Genomic DNA, 15,901 nt, shown 5'->3' with positions numbered 1-15,901 from the left:
TCGAGGCGCCCCAAAAGCGCGCGCCGCGCCCGGCGGGTCCGCATGGGGTCCGCACTCGAAAATGGCCGCACCTCTGAAAAAGCAAAACCCCTGGAAACGCGTTTGTTTCCAGAGGGTTGGATGGTGCCGGATGCAGGAATCGAACCCGCGACCTTCTGATTACAAATCAGCTGCTCTACCAGCTGAGCTAATCCGGCGATCTTCATGAAAAGCTCTCCTTCTTACGGGGTTGCGGGCCCTCTGACAAGAGGATGCGCCCACCCCAGAACGGCTTGTTTGCCTGCCCGCGCAGGAAGGACGCGCAACCAGGGACACCCGGAAGTCAAAAGACGCGAAAACAGCCCCGCGTGCCGCCCCCCACCCTGGCGTCCCCAGGCCACCCCCTCGGTCATGCCATTATCTATTTTTATATCTGATAGTCGAGGAAGTGACTGGTGTCATAGGGCGGGCGGCCCTTAGGGTAAGGAGGTCCCCCGCTCCTCTTCCTGCCTTGCGCGCCCCGCGCCGGAGGTTTGCCATGTCCCGTTCGTCGTCACCCGCCATTGAATGGGCGCCCTGGATGGTGCTGGGCGCCACCGTGGCGCTGTCGTTCAAGGGCATCGCCGCCAAGTTCGCCTACGACGCCGGGGCCGGGGTTGGCTTGGTTCTGCTGTTGCGCTTCGCGTTGTCGGTGCCCTTGTTCTGGGCCGGCGAGCGTCTGGTCAACCATGGCAAGCCGCAAGGAGCCCTGGGCAAGCGTGAAGTCCTGGCGTGCGCCGGCACCGGCATTTTGTTCCTGATCGCCACGATCAGCGACTTCATGGCCCTGAGCTACAGCGACGCCGGCATGCTGCGGGTCATTTTGTTTACCTATCCGGCCTTCATCTTGCTGATTCGCGCCATCGAACTGCGGCGCTGGCCCGCGCGCGGGCGTCTGATCGCGTTTGCCGTCACCTATACCGGCCTTCTCATCCTGGTCGTGCCCACCTTGAGCAGTGGCGGCCGGGGGCTGGTGTGGCAAGGCGTGGCGTTGGCGCTGACCTCGGCGATCAGTTACGCCTTGTTCCTGACCCGCACCCAAACCCTGACCAACCGCCTGGGCTCGGCCCGCTTCACCGCCTTGTCCAACACCGCCGTGCTGCTGTTCGCCCTGCCGGTGCTGCCCTGGCTGAGCGCCGGCGGTGGCTGGAACTTGTCCCTGGCCGGCCTGGGCTGGGGCGCGTTCATCGCCACCGTGTGCACCGTGCTGCCGTTTTTCCTTCTGTTCGAAGGCATCCGGCGCTGGGGCGCCGAGCGAGCCGGCCTGCTCAGCCTCACCGGGCCGATGATGACCTTGCTCATGGGCTGGCTGTTGCTGGGCGAAACCCTGACCCCGCTTCAGGGCGTGGGCGTGGGCGTGGTCATGGTCGGCATGATGGTGTTGCAACTGGGCGAGCGCAAGGCAGCCCCCGCGCCCGCCTCCTCCCCCGCTTCCGCTTCGGCCAAAAGCGAAGCCTGAGCCTTTCCTGGACCGTCGCGTGGCCGGCCTTCCTTTCTCCCACACCCGACGCGGGGCGCCAACGCGCGCCCTGCGTTGCTTCATGAAGGGGCGACACGGCGGCTTTCCTTCCCACGGCTCTTTCCCCGGGGCACGCGGCCCGATAGGGTACCCACGCGCCCCGTTATCCTGGTTTTGGGAGCCCATCATGTCCATTCGTTCCCGTGCCCGCGCCGTGATGGTCGGGCTGGCCCTCGGGGTGGGGATTCCCGCCTGGGCCAACGCGGCGGACTCGCTTGCCGTTGATGCCGCCTGGGTCCGCCCCTCGGCCACGATCGCCCGCGTGGCCGCCGGCTTTTTCACGGTTCACAACCCTGGTGACGGCGATCGCCTGATCAAGGTCGAGGCCCCCGACGCCGGCCGGGTGGAAGTCCACACCTCCGCGTTCCGCAACGGCATGTCGCGCCAGCGGGTCATTCCCGGCATGGATATCATGGCACATTCGGATACCGTGCTCGAACCCGGCGGCACCCGCTTGTTGTTCATTGATCTGAAAAAACCGCTCAAGGAAGGGGATCGGTTTCCCGTGACCCTGACCTTCGAGCGCGCCGGGGTGATCCCCATCGACATGACCGTGCAGGCCCCGGGCCCCCTGGGCGCGGCCGCGCCAGCGGCCAAGGGAGAGTAGCCCTCCCTGCCCGGTCCTGCCCCCCCCGCGCACGGGCCGAACGCGAACGCGGGGGCAAGGCCCCCCAGCCTTGCCCCCGCCATCCGCGAGAACCCCCGACGCCTGCGGGGATGATACCCCACCGGGTCGGAACGTCCCGAAACCAGGGAAAGGAGGACCCCCCGTCCTCCTCCCCGTCCGACGGACCCTAGCGGGTCAGGTCGAAGCTGATGTCGCTCGACGCATCCAGGTGGTCGAAGACCTTGTCCAGGATGGTGACCAGCACCCGCAGGCCGCCCTGGTAGAACATGGTCGGGAAGCGGTGGTGGTGGTGACGGTCGAAGATCGGGAAGGTCAGGCGGATCAAGGGGATCCCCAGGTCCTTCTCGATGTACTTGCCATACGAGTTGCCGATGAGGAAATCGGCCGGCTCGGTGGCCAGGATCGAGCGCAGGTGCCACAGGTCGCGACCCGGCCACACCTGGGCGCTGGCCCCGAACGGGCTGGAAGCCAGCAGCTCGGCGATATCGGCTTCCCACTTCTTGGTGGTGTTGGTGCACAGAACGTGAGTGGGTTCGGCGCCCATTTCCATCAGGAAGCGGACCATGGCGTAGGTGAAGTCCGGATCCCCGTACACGGCGAACTTCTTGCCATGCAGCCACGACATGCTGTCGGCGATGGCGTCGACCAGACGGCCGCGCTCCATTGCCAGGTCCTTGGGAATGGGCTTGCCGGTCAGGCGCGACAGGGTCATCAGGAAGTCGTCGGTGGCGCCCAGACCCATCGGGTAGGTGAAGGCAACCGTCTCCTGACCCTGCTCTTCGATGTACTTCAAGGTCTGCGGGGTGCAGCCCCCCGACAGCGAGAGCGTCGCCTTCGCGTTCAGGGCGCCGATCGCTTCTTCCTCGGTGGTGCCGCCCGCGTACATGCGGAACTCGCCATCGGTCGGCGTGTCGTAAACGTCCGAGGTATCCGACAGGATGGTGGCATCCACGTCCATCAACTTCAAGACGCGCTTGAGCTCGCGGACGTTGCCAACCGAGTAGCCGTCAAAGCCCGGGATGATGTTGATCGACTCGTTGGGCGTGCGGGTCTTGCCTTCCCAGAAGGCCGACAGGATGCCCTTCATCATGTTGTCGTAGCCGGTGGTGTGGCTGCCAACGAACGAAGGCGTGTGGGCGTAGGGCACGCGGAAGCCTTCGGGCACCGAGCCCTTCTGCTTCGCGGTGGCAATGAAGGCCTGCAGGTCGTCGCCGATGACTTCCGCCATGCAGGTCGTGCACACGGCGATCATCTTGGGCTTGTACAAGGTGTAGGCGTTGGCCAGGCCCTCGACCATGTTGTTGAGGCCACCGAACACCGCCGCGTCCTCGGTCATCGAGTCCGAGACCACCGACGAGGCTTCCTTGAAGTGACGCGACAGGTGCGAGCGGAAATACGCCGCGCAGCCCTGCGAGCCGTGCACGTACCCCAAGGTCCCGTCGAAACCGGCGGCCGCGAACAAGGCGCCCAGCGGCTGGCAGGCCTTCTGCGGGTTCACGACCAGGGCTTCGCGGGCCAGGTTCTTTTCGCGGTAGTCCCAGGACTTGGTCCAATCGGCGATTTCGGCGACGCGGGCGTCGGCGTGGCAGTTCTCGAACGCCGCCTTCTTGCGGGCGAACATTTCCTGGTATTCGGGTTCCTTGAACAAAGGAATGTGGTCTTTGATCTGATCCGCGCTCTGGGGCATGAACCGTACTCCGATGGAAGGGGGGATTAGGGGTGTTACTCGGCGGCGGCCTGAAGCCAGGGAGCCTTGTGCATGCTCCACACGGGGTTGTTGATCGCCATGTCCATGTCGCGGGCAAAGACGGCGAACCCGTCGTAGCCGTGATACGGACCCGAATAGTCCCAAGAGTGCATCTGACGGAACGGCACACCCATCTTCTGGACGGAGTACTTTTCCTTGATGCCCGAGCCCACCAGGTCGGGGCGCAGCTTTTCAATGAACGTTTCCAGCTCGGCGCCAGTCACGTCGTCGAAAATCAGCGTGCCGTCCTTCATGTACTCGGTGGTGCGCTGGTAGTCGTCGTTGTGCGCGAATTCGTACCCGGCGCCGACAATCTGCATGCCCAGGTCTTCATACGCGGTCGCGGTGTGGCGCGGACGCAGGCCACCCACGTACAGCAGCACCTTCTTCCCTTCCAGGCGCGGACGGAACTTGGCAATGATCGCATCGGCCATCGGACGATACTTGGCGATCACGCGCTCGGCATTCGCCTGGATCGTTTCGTCGAAGTGAGCCGCGATCTTGCGCAGCGACTTCTCGATCTGGCTCGGGCCGAAGAAGTTGTATTCCATCCAAGGAATATTGTACTTCTCTTCCATGTGACGGCAGATGTAGTTCATCGACCGGTAGCAGTGGATGAGATTGATCTTGGCCTTCGGAGCGCGCTCCATTTCGGCCAGGGTCGAGTCACCGGTCCACTGGGCAATCACCCGCAGGCCGATTTCTTCCAGCAGGATGCGCGAGGACCACGCATCGCCACCAATGTTGTAGTCGCCGATGATGTTGACGTCGTAGGGAGTGGACTCGAAAACCTCGGTGTTCTCGCGAGTGAACACCCAGTCGCGCACGGTGTCGTTGGCGATGTGGTGGCCCAGCGACTGGGAAACACCGCGGAAGCCTTCGCAACGCACCGGAATGACCGGCAGCCCGACATCCTTCGCCTTCTTGCGCGCCACGGCCTCGATGTCGTCACCGATCAGGCCAATGGGGCATTCAGACTGAACCGAAAAGCCACGGGCCAGCGGAAACAGTTCCTTGGCCTCGTCGATCATCTTTTCCAGGATCTTGTCGCCGCCGAAGACGATGTCCTTTTCCTGGAAGTCCGACGTGATCTGCATGGTCACGAACGAGTCAACGCCCGTGGTGCCGTTGTAGTAGTTCCGGCGCTGCGACCACGAATACTGACCGCATCCGACCGGACCATGGCTGATGTGGACCATGTCCTTGATCGGGCCCCAGCACACACCCTTCGAGCCGGCATAGGCGCAGCCGCGAATGGTCATCACACCGGGAACGGACTTCACATTGGACTTCACGCCGCACGAAGTGCCTTCCTCGGTCACGTCAATGGTGCCGAGGTGCTTCTTGCGCTTCTTGGCGGCCTTTTCGGGATAGGCGTCCAGGGCTTCCGCGATGGCTTCTTTCGCCAGGTCCGAGTCGTTCTTGTAATCGAGGCTCATGTCCTCTCTCCTTCAACATCGATCGGCCGTCCACGTCCCTGGAACCCCCAGGGCAGGACGAAAGGGCACGAGTCTGGCGGGACCCTGCGGACCGTCAGACCAGGGGAGAAGCACCGGCCGGGGCCGGCGCTCCTCCTGTGACGATCCAGCCCTTAGGCTTCCGAGGCCGCGATTTCGGCCAGGCGCTGCTCTTCGGACTGCATGATGCCGAATTCCATCAGCATCTCTTCCAGCTCTTCCATGGTGATCGGGGTGGGGACCACGCCCTTGCCCGAATTGCCGTGGATCTTGGTGGCCAGCTGGCGGTATTCCTTGGCCTGCTGGCTGTTGGTGTCGTACTGGATCACCGTCTGGCGGCGCAGCTCGGCGTGCTGCACGATGTTGTCGCGGGGCACGAAGTGGATGAGCTTGCAGCCCAGGCGAGCCGACAGGGCCTCGGCCAGTTCCAGTTCCTTGTCGGTGCGGCGCTCGTTGCAGATCAGGCCGCCCAGACGCACGCCACCGGTGTGGGCGTACTTCAAAATGCCCTTGGCGATGTTGTTGGCCGCGTACAGGGCCATCATCTCGCCCGACATGACGATGTAGATTTCCTGGGCCTTGTTTTCGCGGATCGGCATCGCGAACCCGCCGCACACCACGTCACCCAGCACGTCGTAGGACACGTAGTCCACATCGTCGTAGGCGCCGTTCTCTTCCAGGAAGTTGATGGCGGTGATCACGCCACGACCGGCGCAGCCCACGCCGGGCTCGGGACCGCCGGACTCGGTGCACTTGATGCCCAGGTAGCCGATCTTCAGAACGTCTTCCAGCTCCAGGTCCTCGACCGAGCCGGCCTCGGCGGCCAGGTGCAGCACCGTGTCTTGCAGCTTGGTGTTCAAGATCAGTCGAGTGGAGTCCGCCTTCGGGTCGCAGCCGACGATCAGGATGCGCTGATCCATCTCGGCCAGGGCCGCCAGGGTGTTCTGGGAGGTGGTGGACTTACCGATACCACCCTTTCCATAGAAAGCGATCTGACGGAGTGCGCTCATGGGATGCATCCTCTTTCGTGCTAGGTCTTAAGGGGTCCGCCGGGTCTGTCCCGTCGTGCTCGCCTCCTTTTATGCAGATCCCGTGCCAAACCGCGCCAACCGCCCTCGTTTTTACCAAATCCGTTAAATATCAACGACCTGAGCAAAAACGGTTGACCTATTCGTCAAGCGGCAGGCTGTCGCAAACACGACAATCCTCCGACAGGACCGCCGAAACGCTGTCGCGGAGCCAACAGAACCCCCTGTCGCCCCGGCCCGGCGCGACGGCAACGCCTTTTTGCGTTCCCCGGACCCGGGCTTGATGCTAAGGAATTGGGCGGATGAACAGTGTGGATAAGGAACGGGCACCGGGGCCCGCCGGACCAGGGAGGGCAAGCCATGCGGGACACAACGGAAGAGCTGGCTTGCGTGGGCCACAGCACCAATCTGGTCGGCCTGCCCACGGCCCTGCTCGCCAGCCCCCATTTCAACGAGGCCGCGCCCGAGCTCCATATCTCGGGCGTGCGCGAAATGAACGGCAGCCTGTTCGAAATGCTCTCCCACGCCCCCGACCTGGCCAGCGCCGGCGAGGCTTTCTATAAGTACATGGTCGCCGTGTTCGGCCTCGACCCCGAGCAGCAGGAGCGCCGCTCGGGCGGGCCTGGCGGCGTGCGCCATTTCCGCTCCAGCTATCTGCGCTTGCTCAAGGGCTGGGGGTACGATACCAACGCCCGCGAGGGCGCGGTGCTCAAGGGCTGGGTGGAAAGCCGTTTCGGCCTGTTCCCCACCTTCCACAAGGCCCCCATCCCCCGCGTGACCGCCCCCGCCTGGGCCACCTACGTCGAGGAGAAGATGGCCTCGCGATTCCATAATAATGCCATCTATTCCCAGTTGGATCTGCTGTACGAATTCTGCCAGTGGGCCCTTGGCCGCTTCCTCTGTCCGCCCGATCGCAAAATCCGGTTGTATCGCGGCGTCAACGACTTCATGGAGCACCAGAAGGTCGAACAGGTCGATTCGCGTCAGGTGGTGATCCGCCTCAATAACCTCGTGTCGTTCTCCTCGGAACGCGAGGTGGCCGACTGCTTCGGCGACACCATTCTCGAAGCCTGGGTACCTACCTGCAAGATATTGTTTTTCAACACTTTGCTGCCGACCCACCCCCTCAATGGCGAAGGGGAATACCTGGTGATTGGCGGCGACTATCTGGTGAAGGCAACCTACCTGTGACCTTCCTTCGCATGATCCAGGAGGGCCGGCCATGAGCCCGCCCTCCCTGTACGAGCGCGCGCTGGGTGCCTATCTGGGCCTGGCCGTGGGCGATGCCCTGGGCGCCACCGTCGAATTCATGACCGCCGGCGAAATCGCCCACATGCACGGCGTCCACAGCAAGATGACCGGCGGCGGCTGGCTGCGCCTGCGCCCGGGACAAGTCACCGACGACACGGAAATGACCCTGGCGCTCGGCCGCTCCTTGTGCGCCAAGGGCACCTTGGACGCCGCCGACGTGTGCCAGGAATTCGCCCTGTGGCTCAAATCCCGGCCGGTCGACGTGGGCAATACCTGTCGGCGGGGCATCCGGCGCTTCATCACCCAGGGCTCGACCGAGGCCCCGTTCCACGATGGCGACGGCGGCAACGGCGCGGCCATGCGCACCTTGCCCATCGCGCTGGCCTCCCTCAACAACCCCGAACGCCTGGAATCCTGGGCCCTGACCCAGGCCCACACCACCCACAACCATCCGCTTTCCGACGCGGCCACCATCACGTTAACCCGGATGGCCTACCTGCTCATCCACGGCCACGGCATGAAAGCCTGCCGGGAAGAAGCCAATCACCTGGTCGCCGCGGAACGCGAATTCCGGTTCGATCCCTACCATGGCCGCTCGTCGGCCTATGTGGTCGATACCTTGCAAACGGTGCTCCACTACTACTTCGTGACCGACAGCTTCCGTAACTGCCTGATCCGCACCGTCAACCAAGGGGGCGATGCCGACACCACCGGCGCGCTTGCCGGCATGCTGGCCGGCGCCACCTATGGCGTGCAGGAAATCCCCGCCGCCTGGCTCGGCAAGCTCGAAGACAAGATCACCCAGGAAATCTACCGCCAGGTGGACACGTTCCTGGCCCAGGCCGGACTCAGCGCCGACGCCGGCTAGGCGAGAAGCGAAGGGATTTCTCCCCCTCCCTTCCTTCTCCCCCGGCCTCCAGGCGTCAGGCGTTGCCCCCTCCCCTCCTCCGGGCGTCAGGGCACGTCGGCCAGCAGCTTCAATCCCAACGCCCCCAGGAAAACCCCGGTCACCCGATCCACGGTTGTCTTCGCGCGCAGGTACCACGCCCGCACCGGCCCCACCCCGCAAAACAGCGAAACGGTGGAGTACCACCACAGTTCGTTGAACGACACCAGCACGACCAGCGCCACCACCATCCACGCCGGCACCTGGGCGGGCAGCAGGGCGATAAACAGCGACCCGAAGAACACCACCACCTTGGGATTCGAAACCTGGGTCAAGAACCCGCGCACGAACGGGTTGGCCAACGCCCGATCCTGGCTCCCCTCCAGGCTCAGGGGCGCGCGGGCGTGGCGGAAGGTCTGCACGGCAATCCACAGCAAAAACAACGCACCCACCGCCTTCATGACCGTGAACAACACGGGCACGACCTGAAACAACGCGTTCAGCCCCAGCAAGGCCGCCGACGACCACACCACCGTCCCCAGCGCCAACCCCACCGCCACCTTCACCCCCTCGCTCCGCGAGCGCGCCATCGCCGTGCGCGCCACCACCAGGAAACTGGGCCCCGGCGACATCACCGCCAACGCCTGCACCACCGCGATCGACCCCAGCGTCAGCAGGCTTTCCATCACACTCATGCCTTCCCCCTTCCCCCTTCCCCCTTCCCACGCCCCGGGCCATCCGCCCGTCGCGCCTGATCCCGACTCCGAAGCTTCGGGAAAGCAAGGGAATAAGCAGCTTCCCGCCCTGAGCACATCACAAATCGTAGCCCCGGAGGCAGGGGATGGATCATGGAACTCCGCAAGCGCAGCCAGCGCCATCGCCTCTCGTGGCAGAGCGCTCGGCAACGCCCGTGGTTCCAATCCCTGCCAAAACCGGCACTTCGGCGATGACCGCCCAGACAAAACCTGGGAGCCGGATGCCTTAATCGGGCCCGTCCGGTTCTGCGAGGGGGGGGCGGCCAGTAATGGCCGTCCCTCCCTCACCGGCCCCCGGCCCCAGCGGGGAGCGGGGCGGCGCCCCGCCCTTGAACCGGGAACAACGCGGCACACGCGCCCGCCTACAGATCCCGGGGCCGGTCGAAGGCGATCAGGCGCGACGGAGCTTCGGCCAGGGTGGACCAGGGGCCTTCGATCCACAGTTCGGCCAGCGCGGCGGTGGGGAATTTGATCGCGAGGCGGGACAGGGCCTTGGGGTCGCTGCCGGGGCCGGCGAGGCGGCGGGCGACTTGTTCCAGGGCCGGGTTGTGGCCGACCACCAGCACGGCGGCCAGGGATTCCTCAAGGGCGCGCAGGCGGCCCAGCAGGGGGTCGGGTTCGAACACGTAGAGGCCGGCTTCCTCGTGCACCGGAACGGCCTCGGGCAGCGCGGGGCGGATCAGGGCCAGGGTTTCGCGGGCGCGGCGCGCGGGCGAGCACAGCACGAGATCGAGCGCGGGCAAGGTCAGGGCGGCCTGGGCCAGGCGTCCGCCCATGCGTCCGGCCGCGCGTTCGCCGCGCGCGGCCAGGGGGCGCTCGGCGTCGTCGAGACCGGGGGTGGACCAGTCGGACTTGCCATGGCGTAACAGCAACAATCGTTTCATAATCATGAAAGGTATGTCCGGCTCCCGGCGGGCAACTTTGCACGTCCCTTCCGCTGGCGTACAAACGCCGCCAGGGGATGGGGCCGTGCGTGACGGTATCCCATCTTTGCAAGGATCAGGAAGGAAGGCCAGTCATGACCACCGTTCCGCCCTCCGCCCCGATGGGCGCCGGCATCGGAGACCACCCCACGCTTACCTTTGACATGCCCGAACGCTTCATCAACCGGGAACAATCCTGGCTGGGGTTCAATTTCCGCGTCATGGAAGAGGCCTTCAACACCCGCCATCCCTTGATGGAGCGGGTGCGGTTCCTGTCGATCTCGGGATCCAACCTCGACGAGTTCTACATGGTCCGCGTGGCCGGCTTGAAGGGTCAGGTGTCGGCCGGGGTCAAGCAGGTGAGCCCCGATGGCCTGACGCCTCCGCAGCAGCTGGCGGCGATCAACCGCATGGCCCGCCTGTTGCTGGACGAGCAGCAAGCCGCCTGGGCCGAGCTGCACGAGGAGATGGCCAAGGAGGGCCTGAGCGTGGTCGCGCCGGGCGAGCTGACCCGCGAGGAACGGGTGTGGGTGGAGCAGTTCTTTGCCACCCAGGTGTTTCCGGTGCTCACGCCGCTGGCCATTGATCCGGCCCACCCCTTCCCCTTCATTCCCAACCTGGGCCATGCGCTGGTGCTGCACCTGATCCGGCCCGGGGATCAGGCGTCGTTGCGCGCCCTGGTGCCGTTGCCCCACCATGCGCCGCGTTTCATCCGCCTGCCGTCTCCGGGGCCGCGCGCCATGCGCTTCTTGTTCCTGGAAGACATGGTGTCGCTGTTCCTTGATCGCCTGTTCCCGGGCTTCAACGTCAGCCAGGGGGGGCATTTCCGGGTCATCCGCGATTCGGTGATGGAGGTGGACGAGGAGGCCGAGGATCTGGTGATGAGCTTTGAGTCGGCGCTGAAGCGACGCCGGCGCGGGCACTGCATCCGCCTGACCTTGAACGCCGACATGCCCGAGGATCTGGTCAAGCTGATCTGCGATGAAATGGACGTGGCCGAGGAGGATCTGTTCAAGGTACGCGGGCCCATCGGGCTGGCCGACCTGAAGCAGCTGATCACCGACGACCGCCCGGACCTTCAGTTCACGCCCTACACCGCGCGCTTTCCCGAGCGCATCCGGGATTTTGGCGGCGACTGCTTCGCCGCGATCCGCAAGAAGGACATCATTGTTCACCACCCCTATGAATCCTTCGACGTGGTGGTGCAGTTCCTGCTTCAGGCGGCCCGCGATCCCAACGTGCTGGCGATCAAGCAGACCTTGTACCGCACGTCGAACAACTCGCCGATCGTGGCCGCCTTGTGCGAGGCGGCCGAGGCGGGCAAATCGGTGACGGCGATGGTCGAACTGAAGGCCCGCTTCGACGAGGAGGCCAACATCCGCTGGGCCCGCGACCTGGAGCGGGCCGGGGTCAACGTGGTGTATGGCTTCATGGACCTGAAGACCCACGCCAAGATTTCCATGGTCATCCGCCGCGAGGGGGGCGAACTGCGGCCTTATGTTCACTTCGGCACCGGCAACTATCACCCGATCACCGCCAAGATTTACACTGACCTGTCGTTTTTCACCGCCGATCCCGACCTGTGCCAGGACGCGGCCAAGGCGTTCAACTTCATGACCGGCTACGCGACGCCCGAGCGCATGGAAAAGCTGCGCATCGCGCCCCTGGGCCTCAAGGAACGGCTTTTGGAGTGCATCCAGGCCGAGGCCGGGCATGCCCGCGCCGGCCGGCCGGGCACCATCTGGGCCAAGGTCAACTCGCTGGTTGACGCCGATGTGATCGACGCCTTGTACCGGGCGTCGTGCGACGGGGTTCAGATCGATCTGGTGGTGCGGGGTATTTGCTGCCTGCGCCCGGGCGTGGCCGGCCTGTCGGAAAACATCCGGGTGAAGTCGATCGTCGGGCGCTTCCTGGAGCATTCGCGGATTGCCTGCTTTGGCAACGGGGAACCGTTGCCGGGACCCAATGCCCTGGTTTACATCTCGTCGGCGGACTGGATGCCGCGCAATCTGGAACGACGGGTGGAGGCATTGGTGCCGATCGAGAATCCGACCGTGAAGGCGCAGGTGGTGGAACAGATCATGGTCGCCAATCTGAACGACCGCGCCCAGTCGTGGTACCTGACCGCGAGCGGCGAGTTTCTGCGCGCCAAGGCCGGCGACGATGCCTTTTCCGCCCACACCTATTTCATGACCAATCCCAGCCTGTCGGGGCGGGGGTCGGCCCTGTCGGGACCGGAAACGGCGGTGCCGTCCCTTGTCCTGTCCAGCCCCCGGGGGTAAGGGAATGCGGTCTTGCCTGTCGGCGGCGGAAATGGCCTCCGCCCTTGAAGCCTCGGTGCATGATCCGGCCTCGGCGCTGGGCGTGGTGGATATCGGATCGAACTCGGTGCGTCTGGTCGTGTATCGCGGCCAGGAGCGCACGCCCCAGCCGATCTTGAACGAAAAGGCCACCTGCGGCCTGGGCCGGGGCCTGGGGGAATCGGGCGTGCTCAACCCCGAGGGCAAGGTCCAGGCCCGGGCCGCCGTGGTCCGCTTCGCGCGGCTGGCCCGCGCCATGGGGGTGGAGCGCCTGGACCTGGTGGCCACCGCCGCCGTGCGCGACGCCTGGGACGGGGCCGCCTTCGTCGCCGAGCTGGAGCAGGCCACCAGCTTGCCCGTCAGCTTGCTGAGTGGCGAGGAGGAAGCGCGCATGGCCGCCCTGGGCGTGCTGTGCGGCCTGCCCGAGGCCAACGGCATGGTCGCCGACCTGGGCGGCGGATCCCTGGAACTGGTGATGGTCCACGAGGGCGATTTCGGCCCCTACACCACCATGCCGCTGGGCGTGCTGCGCCTGTCGGAGGCGGCCGACAACGAACGCGCCCGCGCGGTCGAGATCATCGACGAGCACCTGATCGGCCTGCCCTGGCTCGACCAGTGCCGGGGGCGCGCCTTGTATGCCGTGGGCGGGGCGTGGCGCACGCTGGCGCGGGTGTGCATCGAGCAGATGACCTATCCGCTGCATGTGCTCGACAACTTTTCCCTGTCGTGCGACGACGCGCTGCGCCTGATCGACCTGATTTCGCGCCTGTCGCGCAAGTCGCTGGAAAGCATTGAGGGCATCAGCCGCAAGCGCCTGCCCACCTTGTCGATGGCGGCCGTGCTGCTGGAGCGCCTGCTTCAGGAAGCGCGGCCCGATCGTCTGGTGTTTTCCGTGTATGGCATGCGCGAGGGGCGCTATTTCCGCACCCTGACCCCCGAGGTGCAACGGCAGGACCCGGTGATCAGTTCCTGCGAGGCCCTGGCCCGCGCCGCCGGGCGCTTTCCCTGCCAGGGGCGCGAACTCATGGCGTGGATGGCGCCGCTTTTCCTGGGCGAAACCCCGGAGGAAGCGCGCCTGCGCCTGGCCACCTGCCTGATCGGGGATGTGTTCTGGTCGGAGCATCCCGATTACCGCGCCGAGCAGGCCTTTCACCGGGTGCTGAAGATGCCCTTCATGGGGCTGAGCCACACCGACCGCGCCCGCCTCGCCCTGGCGGTGCGTCACCGCTACACCAGCGATCCCGGCGACGACTGGGTGTCGCGGGCCGAACGCCTGCTCGACGACCGGGCCCGCCTTCAGGTGCGGACCATCGGCCATGCCCTGCGCCTGGGCTACACGCTGAGCGGTGGCGCGCCGGGTCTGATCGGCCGCACCGCGCTGACCGCCCAGGACGGCGCCTTGACCGTGCACCTGCCGCCCGACGACCCCTTGTACCAGCCCGACGCCCTGGGCAAGCGCCTGGACCGGCTGGCGCGCGGCCTCGGGCTGACCCCTCAGGTCGCGTTCCTGCCCCCGCCCGGCCCCCGGAGTTGATCCGGGGCCGCGTCACCTACATCGCCCCTCCCCTGACTTGACGCCGCCAGGCTGTCCTCCTAAGCCTTGGAATGTATCCATCGTCAAAGGAGGGAGGGATGCGCCCCATCCGGCTCACGGTGTCCCGACGGATCGGGCTTGTCGTGCTCTTGAACACCGTGCTTATCGGCGCCCCGGTGGCGGTGATGAGCACCCTGGTCCTGGAACACGAAGCCCGCACCGCCGCCCACGCCGCCATCGAGCGCAACATGCGCGTGGCCTGGAACACGCTGAAGGCACGGGGGGACACCATCCACGAGGAAGGCGGCCACCTGTTCGCCGGCACCACCCCCCTTGAGGAAGCCAACGACCTGGTGGACGAGATCGTGGCCCAGGTGGGAGGCACCGCCACCGTGTTTCGCGGGGACCAGCGGGTGGCCACCACCATTCGCAGCGCCGATGGCGGTCGCGCCCTTGGCACCACCCTGGCCCGCAACGCGGCCTTCGAGGCCGTGTTCACCCGCGAAAAGCCATTCCGGGGCATCGTCGATATTCTGGGGGTTTCGTACATCACCGGCTATGACCCGTTGATCGACCAAAGCGGGCGGGTGGTGGGCATCTTGTACGTGGGGCTGCCCGTGGCCGAATACTTCGCGGCCTCGCATCGGGTGCGGTTCCTGACCCTTGTCATTCTGGGCGTCAGCGGCGCGGCGGGGCTGGGCCTTGCCCTTCTGGTGTCGCGCCAGACCTTGACCAATCCCTTGCGCCGGATCATCGACACCATGACGCAGGTGGCGGCCGGGGCGCGTTCGCTGCCCGTGCCCGACACCGACCGGCCCGACGACATCGGCGCCATGGCCCGGGCGCTGGCCGTGTTCCAGGCCAACGCGGCCGAAACCGAACGCCTGCGCGCCGAAGCCGAACGCCTGGACCAGGAAGGCCGCGGGCAGCGCCGCCGGGAGCTGCTGGCCCTGGCCGATCAGGTGGAACAGCGCCTGCGCGACGCGGTGACCCGGGGAGGCGCGTCGCTGGCCCGCCTCAATCAGGCCGCCCAGGCCCTGGCCCGCGCGGCCGCCGAGGCCGACCAGGAAAGCGCGACCCTGGCCAGCGCCAGCGAGAAAGCCTCGGCCAACGTGGAAAGCGTTTCGGCGGCCGGGCAACAACTGGCCGCGTCGATCCAGGAGATCGCGCGCCAGGTCACCCAGTCCACGACCCTGGCCCAGGAAGCGGTGAGCGAGGCCCGCGAGACCAGCCAGACCGCCCAGGGTCTGACCGAGACCGCCGGACGCATCGGCGCGGTGCTGGGCCTGATCAACGCCATTGCCAGCCAGACCAACCTGCTCGCGCTGAACGCCACCATCGAGGCCTCGCGCGCGGGCGAGGCCGGCAAGGGGTTCCAGGTGGTGGCCCACGAGGTCAAGGACCTGGCCGGCCAGACCGCCAAGGCCACCGACGAAATCAAGGACCAGATCGAGGCCGTTCAAGGCGAAACCCACGCCATGGTGGCCGCGATCGACGCCATCGGGCACACCATCGACCGCCTGGCCTCGTTTTCCACCGCCATCGCCGGCGCGGTCGAGGAACAAGGCGCCGTCACCGCCGACATCGCCCGCAACGTGGACGCGGCCAGCCAGGGCGTGCGCGCGGTTTCGGGCGGCGTTTCAACCCTGGCCCAGACCGCCAGCGAAACCGGGCGCATGGCCGAATCCCTGTTCGCCGTGGCCGCCGAGCTGGCCGACGAGAACAAGATCCTGGAACGAGAACTCAACCGCTTCCTGGCCGAACTGCGCGCCGGATCATGAGCGGGGAGGCTTTTTTCGTGCCAAAATCGGACCCGTGGCATTGGAGACTGATCCGGGTCACGGCCCGCCGACTG

At 65.9% G+C, this 15,901-nt stretch carries 12 protein-coding genes and 1 tRNA gene; 7 read left to right on the top strand and 6 right to left on the bottom strand.

The features are described from left to right. Nucleotides 1-121: 121 nt before the first annotated feature. Nucleotides 122-197, bottom strand: a tRNA-Thr gene (locus ROR02_RS13480). A 320-nt stretch (nt 198-517) separates the two neighbouring features. Here ROR02_RS13480 and ROR02_RS13475 point away from each other — a divergent pair. Together ROR02_RS13475 and ROR02_RS13470 are read left to right on the top strand one after the other, a co-directional pair. Continuing rightward, the gene (locus tag ROR02_RS13475; protein WP_147164562.1) at nt 518-1,477 is read left to right on the top strand and encodes a DMT family transporter; all 960 of its coding nucleotides are present in this window, start codon (nt 518-520) and stop codon (nt 1,475-1,477) included. Nucleotides 1,478-1,664: 187 nt separating this feature from the next. Beyond that, entirely contained in the window at nt 1,665-2,144 is a 480-nt protein-coding gene (locus ROR02_RS13470; RefSeq protein ID WP_170245118.1) for a copper chaperone PCu(A)C, read from the top strand. A 187-nt stretch (nt 2,145-2,331) separates the two neighbouring features. Here ROR02_RS13470 and nifK read toward each other — a convergent pair whose 3' ends face one another. From nifK to nifH, 3 genes are all read right to left on the bottom strand, one after another. Further along, entirely contained in the window at nt 2,332-3,852 is a 1,521-nt protein-coding gene (gene nifK, locus ROR02_RS13465) for a nitrogenase molybdenum-iron protein subunit beta (protein WP_147164560.1), read from the bottom strand. Nucleotides 3,853-3,887: 35 nt separating this feature from the next. Next, nucleotides 3,888-5,351 (bottom strand): nitrogenase molybdenum-iron protein alpha chain, encoded by a 1,464-nt coding sequence (gene nifD, locus ROR02_RS13460; RefSeq protein ID WP_147164559.1) that lies wholly within the window; start codon nt 5,349-5,351, stop codon nt 3,888-3,890. A 152-nt stretch (nt 5,352-5,503) separates the two neighbouring features. Beyond that, complete coding sequence (gene nifH, locus ROR02_RS13455; protein WP_147164558.1) at nt 5,504-6,379, bottom strand: nitrogenase iron protein; 876 nt, start codon at nt 6,377-6,379, stop codon at nt 5,504-5,506. Between the two features lie 378 nt (nt 6,380-6,757). On the opposite strand from nifH, the gene ROR02_RS13450 reads away from it, so the two are divergent. Both ROR02_RS13450 and draG read left to right on the top strand, forming a co-directional pair. Continuing rightward, the gene (locus ROR02_RS13450; RefSeq protein WP_147164557.1) at nt 6,758-7,588 is read left to right on the top strand and encodes an NAD(+)--dinitrogen-reductase ADP-D-ribosyltransferase; all 831 of its coding nucleotides are present in this window, start codon (nt 6,758-6,760) and stop codon (nt 7,586-7,588) included. Nucleotides 7,589-7,619: 31 nt separating this feature from the next. Beyond that, nucleotides 7,620-8,516, top strand: coding sequence for an ADP-ribosyl-[dinitrogen reductase] hydrolase (draG, locus tag ROR02_RS13445; RefSeq protein WP_147164556.1), 897 nt, complete (start codon nt 7,620-7,622; stop codon nt 8,514-8,516). 86 nt (nt 8,517-8,602) lie between these two features. Here the strand turns inward: draG and ROR02_RS13440 are convergent, their stop codons facing one another. Beyond that, complete coding sequence (locus ROR02_RS13440; RefSeq protein WP_147164555.1) at nt 8,603-9,229, bottom strand: LysE family translocator; 627 nt, start codon at nt 9,227-9,229, stop codon at nt 8,603-8,605. A 422-nt stretch (nt 9,230-9,651) separates the two neighbouring features. Beyond that, nucleotides 9,652-10,179: a SixA phosphatase family protein gene (locus tag ROR02_RS13435; RefSeq protein WP_246135546.1), complete on the bottom strand. Its 528-nt coding sequence runs from the start codon at nt 10,177-10,179 to the stop codon at nt 9,652-9,654. A 128-nt stretch (nt 10,180-10,307) separates the two neighbouring features. On the opposite strand from ROR02_RS13435, the gene ROR02_RS13430 reads away from it, so the two are divergent. The 3 genes from ROR02_RS13430 (at nt 10,308) to ROR02_RS13420 (ending at nt 15,827) form a co-directional block, all read left to right on the top strand. Then, the gene (locus ROR02_RS13430; protein ID WP_407672657.1) at nt 10,308-12,494 is read left to right on the top strand and encodes an RNA degradosome polyphosphate kinase; all 2,187 of its coding nucleotides are present in this window, start codon (nt 10,308-10,310) and stop codon (nt 12,492-12,494) included. Nucleotides 12,495-12,498: 4 nt separating this feature from the next. Then, on the top strand, nt 12,499-14,046 hold the full coding sequence (locus tag ROR02_RS13425) for a Ppx/GppA family phosphatase (protein WP_307725155.1): 1,548 nt from the start codon (nt 12,499-12,501) through the stop codon (nt 14,044-14,046). A 98-nt stretch (nt 14,047-14,144) separates the two neighbouring features. Beyond that, complete coding sequence (locus ROR02_RS13420; RefSeq protein ID WP_246135545.1) at nt 14,145-15,827, top strand: methyl-accepting chemotaxis protein; 1,683 nt, start codon at nt 14,145-14,147, stop codon at nt 15,825-15,827. Nucleotides 15,828-15,901: the final 74 nt, after the last annotated feature.

The sequence above is a fragment of the Pararhodospirillum oryzae genome, assembly GCF_007992075.1.
GTDB classification, from domain to species: domain Bacteria; phylum Pseudomonadota; class Alphaproteobacteria; order Rhodospirillales; family Rhodospirillaceae; genus Pararhodospirillum; species Pararhodospirillum oryzae.
The sequence above is the reverse complement of the archived record's forward strand: the minus strand, read 5'-3'. Positions and strand labels throughout refer to the sequence as shown.

What these genes read in the sequence shown, in the direction of transcription:
- ROR02_RS13475 (WP_147164562.1), top strand. Translation starts at nt 518, where the DNA reads ATGTCCCGTTCGTCGTCACCCGCCATTGAATGGGCGCCCTGGATGGTG.
- ROR02_RS13470 (WP_170245118.1), top strand. Translation starts at nt 1,665, where the DNA reads ATGTCCATTCGTTCCCGTGCCCGCGCCGTGATGGTCGGGCTGGCCCTC.
- nifK (WP_147164560.1), bottom strand. Translation starts at nt 3,852, where the DNA reads ATGCCCCAGAGCGCGGATCAGATCAAAGACCACATTCCTTTGTTCAAG.
- nifD (WP_147164559.1), bottom strand. Translation starts at nt 5,351, where the DNA reads ATGAGCCTCGATTACAAGAACGACTCGGACCTGGCGAAAGAAGCCATC.
- nifH (WP_147164558.1), bottom strand. Translation starts at nt 6,379, where the DNA reads ATGAGCGCACTCCGTCAGATCGCTTTCTATGGAAAGGGTGGTATCGGT.
- ROR02_RS13450 (WP_147164557.1), top strand. Translation starts at nt 6,758, where the DNA reads ATGCGGGACACAACGGAAGAGCTGGCTTGCGTGGGCCACAGCACCAAT.
- draG (WP_147164556.1), top strand. Translation starts at nt 7,620, where the DNA reads ATGAGCCCGCCCTCCCTGTACGAGCGCGCGCTGGGTGCCTATCTGGGC.
- ROR02_RS13440 (WP_147164555.1), bottom strand. Translation starts at nt 9,229, where the DNA reads ATGAGTGTGATGGAAAGCCTGCTGACGCTGGGGTCGATCGCGGTGGTG.
- ROR02_RS13435 (WP_246135546.1), bottom strand. Translation starts at nt 10,179, where the DNA reads ATGATTATGAAACGATTGTTGCTGTTACGCCATGGCAAGTCCGACTGG.
- ROR02_RS13430 (WP_407672657.1), top strand. Translation starts at nt 10,308, where the DNA reads ATGACCACCGTTCCGCCCTCCGCCCCGATGGGCGCCGGCATCGGAGAC.
- ROR02_RS13425 (WP_307725155.1), top strand. Translation starts at nt 12,499, where the DNA reads ATGCGGTCTTGCCTGTCGGCGGCGGAAATGGCCTCCGCCCTTGAAGCC.
- ROR02_RS13420 (WP_246135545.1), top strand. Translation starts at nt 14,145, where the DNA reads ATGCGCCCCATCCGGCTCACGGTGTCCCGACGGATCGGGCTTGTCGTG.